The 12,501-nt window shown below is 66.1% G+C and carries 15 protein-coding genes; 4 read left to right on the forward strand and 11 right to left on the reverse strand.

Annotated features, from left to right (window positions below):
• Positions 1–172: 172 nt before the first annotated feature.
• The 3 genes from trpB to SSO01S_RS03735 all read right to left on the reverse strand — a co-directional run bounded on the left by trpB (position 173) and on the right by SSO01S_RS03735 (position 2,565).
• On the reverse strand, positions 173–1,405 hold the full coding sequence (gene trpB, locus SSO01S_RS03725; protein ID WP_066795357.1) for a tryptophan synthase subunit beta: 1,233 nt from the start codon (positions 1,403–1,405) through the stop codon (positions 173–175).
• A complete protein-coding gene (locus SSO01S_RS03730; RefSeq protein WP_066795360.1) occupies positions 1,402–2,022 on the reverse strand; it encodes a phosphoribosylanthranilate isomerase in 621 nt (206 codons plus the stop codon). The genes trpB and SSO01S_RS03730 overlap by 4 nt, the downstream gene beginning before the upstream one ends.
• Before the next feature lie 123 nt (positions 2,023–2,145).
• Positions 2,146–2,565 carry a winged helix-turn-helix transcriptional regulator gene (locus tag SSO01S_RS03735; protein WP_066795363.1) on the reverse strand — a complete coding sequence of 140 codons (420 nt, stop codon included), beginning with the start codon at positions 2,563–2,565 and terminating at the stop codon, positions 2,146–2,148.
• Positions 2,566–2,662: 97 nt separating this feature from the next.
• Between SSO01S_RS03735 and SSO01S_RS03740 the strand changes: the two genes are divergently transcribed.
• Complete coding sequence (locus SSO01S_RS03740; protein WP_066795367.1) at positions 2,663–3,403, forward strand: SDR family oxidoreductase; 741 nt, start codon at positions 2,663–2,665, stop codon at positions 3,401–3,403.
• Positions 3,404–3,417: 14 nt separating this feature from the next.
• Positions 3,418–3,945, forward strand: coding sequence for a P-loop NTPase family protein (locus SSO01S_RS03745; protein ID WP_066795371.1), 528 nt, complete (start codon positions 3,418–3,420; stop codon positions 3,943–3,945).
• Here SSO01S_RS03745 and SSO01S_RS03750 read toward each other — a convergent pair.
• The 8 genes from SSO01S_RS03750 to purM form a co-directional block, all read right to left on the reverse strand.
• Positions 3,910–4,416 carry a GNAT family N-acetyltransferase gene (locus tag SSO01S_RS03750; protein WP_066795374.1) on the reverse strand — a complete coding sequence of 169 codons (507 nt, stop codon included), beginning with the start codon at positions 4,414–4,416 and terminating at the stop codon, positions 3,910–3,912. The two genes, SSO01S_RS03745 and SSO01S_RS03750, sit on opposite strands and share 36 nt — an antisense overlap.
• Before the next feature lie 4 nt (positions 4,417–4,420).
• On the reverse strand, positions 4,421–5,092 hold the full coding sequence (pyrF, locus tag SSO01S_RS03755) for an orotidine-5'-phosphate decarboxylase (RefSeq protein WP_066795378.1): 672 nt from the start codon (positions 5,090–5,092) through the stop codon (positions 4,421–4,423).
• Positions 5,089–5,397, reverse strand: a complete 309-nt coding sequence (locus SSO01S_RS03760; protein ID WP_066795388.1) for a LapA family protein — start codon at positions 5,395–5,397, stop codon at positions 5,089–5,091. Before SSO01S_RS03760 ends, pyrF begins: the two co-directional genes overlap by 4 nt.
• Positions 5,398–5,466: 69 nt before the next feature.
• Entirely contained in the window at positions 5,467–7,755 is a 2,289-nt protein-coding gene (locus SSO01S_RS03765; RefSeq protein WP_066795391.1) for a patatin-like protein, read from the reverse strand.
• Positions 7,755–8,450: an endonuclease/exonuclease/phosphatase family protein gene (locus SSO01S_RS03770; protein ID WP_066795394.1), complete on the reverse strand. Its 696-nt coding sequence runs from the start codon at positions 8,448–8,450 to the stop codon at positions 7,755–7,757. Before SSO01S_RS03770 ends, SSO01S_RS03765 begins: the two co-directional genes overlap by 1 nt.
• Positions 8,451–8,550: 100 nt before the next feature.
• Positions 8,551–8,913: an MmcQ/YjbR family DNA-binding protein gene (locus tag SSO01S_RS17145; protein WP_083942827.1), complete on the reverse strand. Its 363-nt coding sequence runs from the start codon at positions 8,911–8,913 to the stop codon at positions 8,551–8,553.
• A complete protein-coding gene (gene purN / locus SSO01S_RS17150) occupies positions 8,889–9,485 on the reverse strand; it encodes a phosphoribosylglycinamide formyltransferase (protein ID WP_083942828.1) in 597 nt (198 codons plus the stop codon). Before purN ends, SSO01S_RS17145 begins: the two co-directional genes overlap by 25 nt.
• Positions 9,478–10,572, reverse strand: coding sequence for a phosphoribosylformylglycinamidine cyclo-ligase (gene purM / locus SSO01S_RS03780; protein WP_066795397.1), 1,095 nt, complete (start codon positions 10,570–10,572; stop codon positions 9,478–9,480). Before purM ends, purN begins: the two co-directional genes overlap by 8 nt.
• Positions 10,573–10,636: 64 nt before the next feature.
• Between purM and SSO01S_RS03785 the strand changes: the two genes are divergently transcribed.
• Both SSO01S_RS03785 and SSO01S_RS03790 read left to right on the forward strand, forming a co-directional pair.
• On the forward strand, positions 10,637–11,896 hold the full coding sequence (locus tag SSO01S_RS03785; protein ID WP_066795400.1) for a hypothetical protein: 1,260 nt from the start codon (positions 10,637–10,639) through the stop codon (positions 11,894–11,896).
• On the forward strand, positions 11,896–12,498 hold the full coding sequence (locus SSO01S_RS03790) for a P-loop NTPase family protein (RefSeq protein ID WP_066795404.1): 603 nt from the start codon (positions 11,896–11,898) through the stop codon (positions 12,496–12,498). The genes SSO01S_RS03785 and SSO01S_RS03790 overlap by 1 nt, the downstream gene beginning before the upstream one ends.
• Positions 12,499–12,501: the final 3 nt, after the last annotated feature.

Below are 12,501 nucleotides of genomic sequence, written 5' to 3' on the forward strand. Positions count from 1 at the left end.
GGGGTCTCGCGCGACCGAGCGCGTGCCTGAGGCGTGCGATCCCAGCTTTCGCTGGGATGACGGGAGAAGTTCATCGCCCCCACCGTCACCCCAGCGGAAGCTGGGGTCTCGCGCGACCATGCGCGTGGTCGAGGCGTGCGATCCCAGCGTTCGCTGGGATGACGGATGGTGGTCACAATTCCACCCCCAGCGCTTCGGCGACGGTGAAGATGTCCTTGTCACCGCGGCCCGAGACATTGACGACGATCAGCTGATCCTCGTCCATTTCCCGTGCCTTGGTCTCCAAAGCTGCGAGTGCATGGGAGGATTCCAGCGCGGGGATGATGCCCTCCAGCCGGCAACAGAGCTGGAACGCTTCGAGCGCCTGCGTATCGGTGATCGGCTCGTAATCCACCCGACCGCTTTCGTGCAGCCAGCTATGCTCGGGGCCGATGCCCGGATAATCGAGCCCGGCGGAGATCGAGTGGGCCTCGGTGATCTGGCCGTCTTCGTCCTGGAGCAGATAGGTGCGGTTGCCGTGGAGGATGCCGGGCTTGCCGCCGTTCAGCGACGCGGCGTGCTTGTCGGAATCCATGCCGTGCCCCGCCGCCTCGATGCCGAGCATCGCGACGTTGGCATCGTCGAGGAACGGGTGGAACAGCCCAATCGCGTTCGATCCGCCACCCACGGCCGCGATCAGCAGATCGGGCAGGCGGCCTTCGCGCTCAAGGATCTGCTCGCGGGTCTCGGTGCCGATCACGCTCTGAAAGTCGCGCACCAGCTCGGGATAGGGGTGCGGACCGGCGGCGGTGCCGATGATGTAGAAGGTGTCGTGAACGTTGGCGACCCAATCGCGCATCGCCTCGTTCATCGCATCCTTCAGCGTCTCGGCGCCGCTGGTGACGGGATTCACCTCCGCCCCGAGCAACTTCATCCGGAAAACATTGGGCTTTTGCCGCTCAACGTCCTTGGCGCCCATGAAGATTACGCAGGGCAGGCCGAAGCGCGCGGCGACGGTGGCGGTCGCCACGCCGTGCTGGCCCGCGCCGGTCTCCGCGATGATGCGGGTCTTGCCCATGCGCCTGGCCAACAGGATCTGACCGATGCAATTGTTGATCTTGTGCGCGCCGGTGTGGTTCAGCTCTTCGCGCTTGAAATAGATCTTCGCGCCTTTGCCCGGAGCGGCGCTCTCGCGGTAATGCTCGGTAAGGCGCTCGGCATAATAAAGCGGGCTGGGGCGACCGACGAAATGCTTGAGCAGATCGTCGAACTCTTGCCTGAAGGCGGGATCGGCCTTTGCGGCGCGATATTCGCGTTCGAGATCGAGGATCAGCGGCATCAGCGTCTCGGCGACGAAGCGGCCGCCGAACTGGCCGAAATGCCCACGCTGGTCCGGCTGGGCGCGATAGGAATTGGGTGCGGTCATAGCTCGCGGACCGCCTTAAGGAACGCGGCGATCTTGTCCACATCCTTGATGCCCGGCGCGCTTTCGACGCCGGAGGAGACATCGACCAGCGCAGCGCCGGTGACGCGGGCGGCTTCGGCTACATTGGAGGAATCGAGCCCGCCGGAGAGCGCCCAGGGGAGGGGGTGGGCGAATCCCTGGAGCAGGGTCCAGTCAAAGCGCACCCCCATGCCGCCGGGCAGAGCGGCGCTGTCCGGGGTTTTGGCGTCGTAGAGGATGCGCTGGGCAGCGCCCGCATAGGCGCGCGCCTGATCGAGATCGGCGCGGGTCTTCACCGCGACCGCGGCCCAGACCGGCTTGCGGATCGTGGCGGCGCGCTCGGGGCTGGTCTTGTGGAGCTGCACCGCATCGAGAATGGGCAGCACCGCTTCCAGCAGTGCATCGTCGGGATCGACGAATACGCCGACCTTGCCGACATGGCCCGGCACCCGCGCAGCAAACGCGCGTGCCTGTTCGGGCGTCAGGTTTCGCGGGGAAGGGGGGAAGAACACGAACCCGACATGGCTGGCTCCGCCGGCGATAGCCGCTTCGAGCGTCTCGGGGGTGGACAGGCCGCAGATCTTGGCGGTGACGTGCATGGCTCGCCTTTCGGCGGGTGGCGAGGGTTTGGCAATTTAAATTCTCCCCCGGAGGGGGAGGGGGACCGCGACGCGGTGGAGGGGCTCGCCACAAACGATATCGCCCGTGGCTTGCCCCCTCCGTCAGCCTGCGGCCGCCACTTCCCCCGCCGGGGGAGGATTGTGCTTCCCGTCAAACGCCTCCCGCGAAGCTTCGATCTTGTCCAGGTTGCGCGCGGCCCAGACCCAGACGCCGCAGAATGCATCGGCCAGCGTGTTGCCGAGCTCGGTCAGGCGATACTCCACCTTGGGGGGGATCACGGGGTGCACGGTGCGGATCACCAGGCCATCGCGCTCCATTGCGCGGAGCGTCTGGGTGAGCATCTTCTGGCTGATCCCCTCGCATTCCGCGCGCAGCTTCGAGAAGCGGAGTTCGCCCTGTTCGGTCAGGATTTCGAGGACCAGCATGGTCCACTTATCGGCGACGCGGCCGATAATCTCGGTGACCAGCTTCTCGACGCGAGGATCGAGATCTTCGGGATAATCGTGCGGATCGTAGTCCATGGTTTCCCAAAGGTGCGTATAAATGTTTTAGGTGCCTTCTCCCCAACGGGTACCACTATCGCTATCTGGCGTCCATCACCCAGACCAGGAGGCCAAAATGAACATGACCGGCAACACCATCCTCATCACCGGCGGCGGTTCGGGTATCGGACGCGGGCTGGCCGAGGCGCTGCATGCGCGCGGCAACAAAGTGATCATCGCAGGCCGCCGCGCGGCGCTGCTGGAGCAGGTCGCAGCGGCCAATCCGGGCATGGCGACCGCCACGCTCGACGTGAGCGACCCGGCCGACATCGTGCGCTTCGCGAAGGAAATCGTCGCGGCGCATCCCACGCTGAACGTCGTGATCCATAATGCGGGGATCATGGGCCCCGAGGTGCTGACCGCGCCGGACTATGACCTGGCCTATTCGGAACTGACCGTGGCGACGAATATCCTGGGCCCGCTGCGGCTCAACGCAGCTTTGCTCCCGCATCTGATGGGGCAGGCGAAGGCGACCATCGCGACGGTGACCTCGGGGCTGGCCTTCGTGCCGCTGGCTATCACGCCGACCTATTCGGCGACCAAGGCAGCGCTGCATAGCTGGACCGAGTCGCTGCGCCACCAGCTCAAGGACACGAACGTGGAGGTGATCGAGATCGCCCCGCCGGGCGTGCAGACCGATCTGATGCCGGGCCACGCCGAGAACCCGGCATGGATGCCGCTCGACGCGTTTATCACCGAGACGATGGGTCAGTTCGAGGTGGGTGCACGCGAAAATCTGGTCGAGAACGTCAAGCCGCTGCGTTTCGCGGAAGCACAGGGCAAATATGCGGAGATGTTCGCGGCGCTCAATCCCTGAGCTATGGGGCCTGCATGGCAGAGCGAATCCTGATCATCGGATCGCCGGGCAGCGGCAAATCGACCCTCGCGCACGCATTGGCCGAGCGCGAGGGTCTGCCCCTGTACCACCTCGACCAGCTTTACTGGTCCCAGGGCTGGCAGGAAGTCGACAATGCGACCTGGCTGGCTCGCCTTGACAAGGCGCTGGCGGGACCGCGCTGGATCATAGAGGGCAATTATTCGAGCACGCTGGAACGGCGGCTTGCCCGCGCCGACAAGGTGGTGCTGCTTGATCTGCCGCCTTTCCGCTGCACGTGGCGCGTCTTGCGCCGCATATGGGAATATCGGGGGAAGGTTCGCCCGGACATGGCGGAGGGCTGTCCGGAGCGCTTCGACCTGGCTTTCCTGTGGTACACGCTCAGCTTCCGCCTGCGCGCATTGCCGGGTGTGCTCGACAAGCTCGAGAAATTTGATGGCGAAGTGGCCTGGCTGGGCACGCCACGCGAGGTCGCCGCCTTTCTGGCCTCAGAGAAGCGGTTTGACGAGGACGACCATGGATAGAGGCGGGTCCATCGGAACCGGAAAGGCGCGCGTTTCGCCCGAGGGCAGATAGCCGCGCCTGCGATACCAGACGATCAGTTCCTCACGCTGATCGATCACCGTCATCTCGATGCGCTTGGCGCCGAAGACGTCGCGCGCCACCCGCTCGGCCGCGTCGATCAGCTTCTTGCCGGTACCTCCGGCCTGTCGCTCGGGATCGACTGCAAGCAGCCCCAGATAGGCAAGATGCTTGCCCTCGTCGCTCACATGCACGCAACCGGCTACCACGCCATCCTGTTCGGCGATCAACAGCCGCTGCCCGCTATCTGCCACGATCGCGCCGAGCGTCTCCAGATCGGTGCGCGCGCCGGGGATGTCGAGATCCGCCTCATGCGTCCAGCCATCCCGCGCTGAAATGCCGCGATAGGCGCGTTCGATCATGGGGTGGACGCGCGCTAGATCGTCGAGCGTGGCGACGCGGATTTCGAACATGGCCCTAGAGCGTAGCCTCGATCTCACGGGCGGCCATGTCGGGGTCCGCCGCCTGGGTGATCGGACGGCCGACCACGAGGATCGAAGCGCCCGCGTCGAGTGCTGCGCGCGGCGTGACGACGCGCTTCTGGTCTCCCACCGGGCCATTTGCGGGACGAACGCCCGGAACAACGAAGAAACCGCGCGGCCATATGCGCTTTGCCGCAGCCACCTCGTTGCCCGAGCATACGATGCCGTCCACTCCCGCCGACTTGGCAAGCTCGGTCAGCCGCATCACCTGCTCGTGCGGATCGGGGGCGAGCCCGGTCGCGGCAAGGTCGCCCGAATCGAGGCTGGTCAGCATGGTCACCGCCACCACCTTGGTGCCGGTCGGCGCGGCCGCCTTCGCATCTTCGAGCATCGCGCGGCCGCCGGCGGCGTGAACGGTGATGATCGCCGGCTCCAGCGGACGCAGCGCCTGTACCGCCTTGCCCACGGTATTGGGAATGTCGTGGAACTTCAGGTCGAGGAAGATCGGCATGCCGATCTCGGCCATTTCGTGGACGCCGTGGCGGCCGTTGGCCATGAAGAATTCAAGCCCCAGCTTGATGCCGCCGACATGATGGTGAACCTTGCTTGCAATCGCCTTGGCGCGCTCCAGATCGGGCGTGTCGATCGCGACGTAGATCGGGCTCATGACTGCGGCTCGACGATCACTACGCCTTCCTCGACAACCACCGGCGCATTGACGGTGCGCAGATCGGCCAGCGCGCGTTCGAGCCCCGCCAGCCGCTGGCGCATCCGCCAGCGCAGCGCGTGATAAGCGAGCAGGGCAGGCAACATTCCGGCGAGGAAGGTGATCACCAGCAGCAGCGGCAGGCTGAAATCGGCGATCAGGCCGCTCCAGAGATGGATACTGACCCGCTCGTCGCCATTATAGATCACGAAGCCAGCGACGAGCCCGCCCAGCAGCAACCAGAACAGCACCTTCAGAAACCGCATTCGCTCTCACCTCTGACGGGCGGTCTAGGACGTAGCGCGGGGATTGCCAACCATCCCCTGAGCGCGCGCCTAGCCAATCTCCGCGCGCAACTCTTCGAACAGCTTGGGGATGGCCCTGAGCCGTGGTTCTTCCTCATCGAGGATCGCGTGGAACGCCGCGCGCTTGATCGCCGCGATGCGCGCCTCGCCGGGGCGAGATTCGACCAGCAGGGTGGAGATGACGATATCGATGAGGCGGTCGGCACCGTGAAGGCGGCCCCACAAATAATCGTTTTCCCGATAGGCACGGCTGAAAAAGGCGCCAAAGCTGTTGAACTGGATGCCTTTCAGCGTGGCATCGGCGCCCCCGGTGCGGATCGCGCAGGCATCGTCGGGCGCGATGCGATCGACGCGGATGGGATCGAATTCGTCCACGCCCTCACCCTGAAGCAACGGCAGCGTCGCGATATCGAAGAAGGGGAACCCGAGATGCGCCAGCAGCATCGGGCGGCGAAGCTCCCGCGACAGCGCGCTGAACCCCTCGGACAGGCGGGCGTCGGTCTCACGGTCGAGCGCCTTCAGCGCCATGCGTTCGCCGAGAATATCGAGCACCGGCCCGGCATCATCGGTCATGCCGCGTATCATGTCGCGCAGGTCGGCGAAGGTATCCGCGCGCTTCAGCTCCAGATAGCCAGCGAGCGATTCATAGATCGCCTCGCGCATCGGTTGGAGCTCGGCATGGCTGCTCGGCAGATCGATCTCGGTCAGTCGCCGCGCGAGCAGGCGCAGGCGGCGGATACGGAAGCCCAGATCATGCGTGCGCAGAAATTCCAGCGTTGCCGGGCTCGCGCCGTTCGACTGAGTCGCGCCGAACCGGTCAGCGCCGCGCGCCTGCACCGCATCCGTCACCGCCGCGCGGATCTCGCGCAACCGTTCGGGCTCGTGCCGGTCGCCGATCGTGTAGAGCAACTGCGCGATGCGATCGATCGCACCATCGACCTTGAGCAGGCCATAAGCGGTGTGGCCATAGCCCGCCTTGGCCGCCGCGGTGACCTGGGCGCGGCTGCGCCACGCGGAAAGCCGCTTCGGCGTGGGATAATCGAGCCATAAGGTATAGCCGAACAGCGCCTCGACCTGGGTTTCCACATCGGCGCGGATCTCGGCGACGATGGCCAGCATCCGCTCGATCTTGTCCGAGCGCAGCGCGATCGTCTCCAGATTGTCGCGGATCGGCTGCTGGCGCGGCAGTTCGGATAGCGAGCCGATGATCGTCTGGAAGAAGCCCGGCTTTTCGGTCTTCTTGCCGTAGAGCGCCAGTCGACCGCTGGGGAAAGGATCGATGAACACGAAGCGCCGATCGATCTGACGGCGGGCAGGGCGTTCCCGCAGGGCGTCCATCGCCGGGCGGAACGGCGCGTTGGCCAGCACCGAACCATCGATCAACACCGCATGCTCGGCACCGTTTTCCGCCCATTGGCGGGGGAGCACACGTTGCAGGAATTCGTCGCGCGCCGCCCATTTCTCGCCGCGCTCGGCAAGCAGCGCGTCGATCTCCGCAACCGTGAAGGGAGGGAAGGCCCCCGGAAAGCTGGACGTGGCCCGCGCGGCCATTGCGAGCCCGTATTTGTCGGCGAAAGGCTCACCGGGATTGCCGTAATCGGTAAAGGGAAAAACGAGGCGATGCTCGGTCTCGACCACCTCGGGTGGGGAATTGAGCTTGAGCGATTCGGGGTAACCGCGGAAATCGGTGACGGTCACGAACAGATCGAGCGGCTGGCCGGGGGGGAGCAGGCGCTTGCCCTGCGGCCCCCGCGCCATCGCTTCAAACGCATCGACGATGGTGCCGAGCAGCATCTGTCCCCCGAAGGGCGGCTCGAACCAGCGTGAACGGACGAACCGCTCGAGCTTGAGGCGCACCTCGTCACGGGCAGCCGCTTCGACGGTTTCGTCCACGGTCTTGCTGCGGTTCGCGATCATCCAGGCGATCGGAATGGCCCAGACCTTTGCGAAGCGGTTCGACGGGCCCTGACGCGGTTCCAGCAGCGCCTCGACATCGGCATGCTCCATCCACAGATCGGTGAGCGGATCAAGCGATTGGCCGGTGGCGAGCGCTTGCGCCAGGAAGACGGCGTTGATCCCGCCCGCGCTGGCACCCGACACGATATCCACGATGACGCGCAGATTGATCCCCGCGCCTTCACGGATTTCATCCAGCAATTCGCGGTAGATGCTGTCCGGTCCTTCGCCATCGCGGGCGGCGGCGGAGGCACGGGCGAGCCGCCATACCTCCTTGGTGATGCCGTGCATGTACACCGCCAGGCTGATCCCGCCGTAGCACACCAGCGCGAGGCGCAGTTCCTTGTCGCGGAGTTCCGACATCAGGCGGTCTTCACCGTCGCCCAGACCGGGAGATGATCCGATGCGGTGCGCGCGGACATGCTGTCATGCACGCCGGCTTCGGTGAAGGTCAGCTCGCGCGAGGCCATGATCCGGTCTAGCCGGGCGACGGGCTTGCGCGCGTGGAAGCTCTTGCCGGTATCGGCAAAATCGAAATGCGCGGCGAAATCGCGCAGGCAGCCGCTGCCCGCGCTCCACTCGTTGAGGTCGCCCATCAGCACCGTGGGATATTGATGCGTGCTGGCCTCGACATGCGCGATGATTGCCGCTGCCTGACGCCGCCGCCACAGGCCCGAGAGATCGAGGTGCATTCCCACCACGCGGATCACTTGGCCGCGGATCCGCAGATCGGCCATCACCGCGCCGCGCGGCTCAAGCGACGGCAGGTGGATCGCCTCGCAATCGACCACCTGCGCATCGGCGCGGACCAGAAGCGCGTTGCCATGCCAGCCCATCGAGCGCTGGCGGATGCCGAACGGTACGGCTTTCCACGCGCCATGATCTCCCAGCAAATGATCGGTCAGCACCGCAGCGCGCGTGCCGAAGCGGCGATCCGCCTCCTGCAATGCGATCACATCGGCATCGATCTCGCCCAGCACGGCGAGCGTCCGTTCCGGCCGCCGCCTGCGATCGGTGCCGATGGACTTGCGCATATTGTAGCTGGCGACCTTGATCATCGCGGCCCCTTATCGCGGGGCAGGGTGCGAGCGGGCAAGGACTTTAGCCAGCGGCGTCCACCGGCACGCCCGAAATCGCATCGAAAGCCACGCATCCAGTTCAGCGCCCACCCGCCTCCAGCAGGCGGCGGGGGGCGATCAGCTCCCAGCTTCGTGCAATCCGGTCGCCCACATGATCCCAATCGGGGTCAGACAGGTTCAGCCCGACCCATTCGGCGCGGAAATAGGCGACGCGCGAATATTGATCCGGGACCTGTTCGATGAGCATGCGGGCTTCCTCCGCCTCGCTCGTCTTGACCGCTACCACGGTGCGCCCGTCGCCATGGTGATCGTGGCGGAACTGCGCGAACATCTTGCCCGTGGCGAAGAAGGTGGCCTGTCCGTGGCTGATACGCTCCTCCGCCTCGGGCAGGGCGAGGGCAATCTCGCGGACTTTCTCTAGCGCGGCAGTTGGTTCAGCCATTCGGACACTACCCGCGGATAGAGGCGATGTTCCTCGACGAGCACGCGTTCCGCCAGCGTTTCCGCAGTGTCGCGTGCCTGGATGCGGATACTTGCCTGGCCCAGAATCTCGCCGCCATCCAGTTCTTCGGTGACGATATGCACCGTGCATCCCGCCTCCATGTCACCCATCGCCAGCGCGCGGGCATGGGTATCGAGACCCTTATATTTGGGCAGCAGCGAAGGGTGGATGTTGACGATCCGGTCGCGCCAGCGAGCGACGAAATCGTCGGAGAGCAGCCGCATATAGCCCGCCAGCGCAATCGCCTCGACGCCCGCTTCGCGCAGCGCCGCATCGATCCGGGCCTCATACTCCGCCTTGGGCATGCCCTTGGGCGATTGTGCGAAGGTGGGGACGCCGTGTGCGCGCGCCCATTCGAGGCCGGGGGCTGCGGGCTTGTCGCTGGCAACGAGGACGACTTCGTAGGGGCAATCCTCCGCGCGCGATGCTTCGACGAGGCTCGCCATGTTGGAGCCGCGCCCCGAGATGAGGATGCCGAGCTTGCGCTTAGCGGCAGAGCCGGCCTCAGCCATGGTGCGTGGCGGACCAATCAGCACGGGCGCTCCATGTCTCACCCTTGCCGGAGACGGTGCATCCGCGCTCGCCCGCTTCGACTGCGCCGATGCGGAACACCGTCTCGCCCGCAGCTTCCAGTTCGGCGGCGATGGCATCGGCCTGATCCGCCGCGACCGCCGCGACCATGCCGACACCGCAATTGAAGGTGCGCGCCATTTCCTCGGGTTCGATATTTCCCTGCGCCTGGAGGAAGGCCATCAGCCGGGGCAGGGGCCAGGCATCGGCATCGACCCGGGCATGGCATCCCGTCGGCAGCACGCGCGGGATATTCTCCAGCAGGCCGCCGCCAGTGATGTGCGCGAGGCCATGGATCGCGCCGCGCCGAAGCAGCGGGAGCAGGCTCTTCACATAGATTCGGGTGGGCGCCATCAGCGCGTCGATCAGGATGACGTCCTGATCGAACATGGCGGGGCGATCCATCTTCCAGCCCTTGTCCGCAGCAAGGCGGCGGACGAGCGAGAAGCCATTGGAGTGCACGCCGTTCGATGCGAGGCCGAGCAGCACATCGCCGGGCGCGATCCCGGTGCCATCCAGAAGCGCGCTGCGCTCCACCGCGCCGACACAGAAACCGGCCAAATCATAATCGCCATCGGCATACATGCCCGGCATTTCGGCAGTCTCGCCGCCGATCAGCGCGCAGCCGGCCTGGCGGCAACCCTCCGCGATCGAGGCGATGACGCGTTCGGCGACGGCGGGATCGAGCTTTCCGCTGGCATAATAATCGAGGAAGAAGAGCGGCTCTGCGCCCTGCACGATCAGATCGTTGACGCACATCGCGACCAGATCGACGCCGACGCCGTCATGCGCATTGTGATCGATCGCCAGCTTGAGCTTGGTGCCGACGCCATCGTTCGCGGCGACGAGAAGCGGATCGCTGAACCCGGCGGCCTTCAGATCGAACAGCCCCCCGAACCCGCCAAGATCGGCGTCCGCGCCGGGGCGCCGGGTGGATTTCGCCAGGGGGCCAATCGCCCGCACAAGGGCATTGCCCGCTGCGATCGACACGCCTGCCTGGGCGTAGGTGTAGCCTTCGGGTTCGCTCATGCGGGTGCGCTTAGACACAACGCGCTTGGATTTCCACGCCCGCTTCGCCAAAAGGGCGGCAACCATGGCCCTTTCGCGCATTTCCCTGAGCATCGCAGCCGCATCCGCGCTGGTATTGGCCGGCATCGGGGGCGTGTGGGCGCAGGGGAAGACCGGCAGCGGGAGCGGCAGCGCGGTTCCCATCGATCCCTCCGGCGCCTTCGAGATTTCGGGCGTTTCGGTGGACGTGAAGGCGGGCAGCGCAGAGGCCGCGCGCACCGGCGGCTGGCGCATTGCGCAGCGCAAGGGCTGGGAAATGCTGGCGCGCAAGCTCACCGGCAAGACCTCCAGCCTTTCCGATTCGGCGCTCGATTCGCTGGTGACGGCGGTGGTGGTGGAGCGCGAGCAGATCGGGCCGAACCGCTACATCGCCACGCTGGGCGTATTGTTCGACCGGCAAAAGGCCGGGGCTATCCTGGGCGTATCGACCGCGCTCAGCCGTTCCTCGCCGATGCTTCTCATCCCGCTCGAATTTTCGGGCGGCGCGGGCATCGTCTATGAGCGCGAAACGGCCTGGGCCAAGGCATGGAACCGCTTTCGCAGCGGCGGCAGCACGGTCGATTATGTCCGCGCGCGCGGCACGGGTCCCGATTCGCTGCTGATCAATGCGGGCCAGACCTTGCGGCGCGGGCGGAACTGGTGGCGCACCGTGCTCGATCAATATGGCGCGGCCGATGTGCTGGTCGCCGAAGTGCAATTGCGCCGCGATTATCCGGGCGGGCCGATCATTGGCGTGTTCGCCGCCAATCACGGACCCGATCGACGCCCGATCGCCAGCTTTGCGCTGCGCGTCGACAATGGCGATTCGCTGGATGCGCTGATGGACGCGGGCGTGGCTAGGCTCGACAAGGCATTCCAGGCGGCGCTGGCGAGCGGCGAACTCGCCACCGATCGCCTGCTGGCGACGCGGCCTCCGGAAGCCAAGACGGAGGAGGAAAAGCCGACCGACGCCGAGACCGCGGCGGCTATTGTCAGCCCGACGCCTACCGTCGAGAGCGGATCGAGCTTCACCGTCCAGGTGGAGACGCCGAACGTCAACGCGTTCAACGCTTCCGAATCGGCGCTGCGTTCGCTGCCGGGAGTTCGCGCGTCGGTGACCACCAGCACCGCGCTGGGCGGGATATCGGTGATGCGCGTTACCTATGACGGGCCGATCGGCAGCTTGCGCGCCGCGCTGGAAGGGCGTGGCTGGCAGGTTCAGGAAGGTGCAGGAGTGCTGCGCATCCGCCGCCCGCAGGCACCCGCGCCGCAACCCACCGCAACCGCGGCAGCGCCGAACGGCTGATGAGCCAGCTACGCCTGCCGCTTGGGCTGCCCGAAGCGAGCGAGACGGAATTCCTGATCGGCGATTCGAACGCGCGCGCGGTCCAGCAGCTCGAACGCTGGGCGACCTGGCCGGTGATGAGCGCCTTGCTCGTAGGGCCGCGCAAATCGGGGCGCAGCCTGCTCGCACGCATCTTCGCGGCGAAGAGCGGCGGCGACATCCTGGACGACGCAGACCGGATGCGCGAGGCGGATGTCTTCCATGCATGGAACCGCGCCCAAGGCGATCGCCGCCCGCTGCTGATCGTGGCGGAAGCGCCGCCGCCCGAATGGGCGGTCAAGCTGCCCGATCTGCGCTCACGCCTCGCGGCATCGCCCTTGCTCGAACTCGGCCCGCCCGATGACGCGCTGATGCCGCAGCTTCTGGAGCGCGCCTTTGCCCGGCATCTGCTTCACGCCAAGCCCGATGTGATCGCGTGGATCGCCGCGCGGATCGAGCGCAGCCATATCGCGATCCTGCGCGTTGCCGACGCTCTCGAAAGCGCAGGCGTCCAGCGCTTGTCGATTCCCGTCGCGCGCGCCACATTGCAGCAGGCCAGTCTCTTAACTGTAACGGACGACTGATAC

The sequence above is a fragment of the Sphingomonas soli NBRC 100801 genome (assembly GCF_001591025.1).
GTDB lineage: Bacteria > Pseudomonadota > Alphaproteobacteria > Sphingomonadales > Sphingomonadaceae > Sphingomonas > Sphingomonas soli.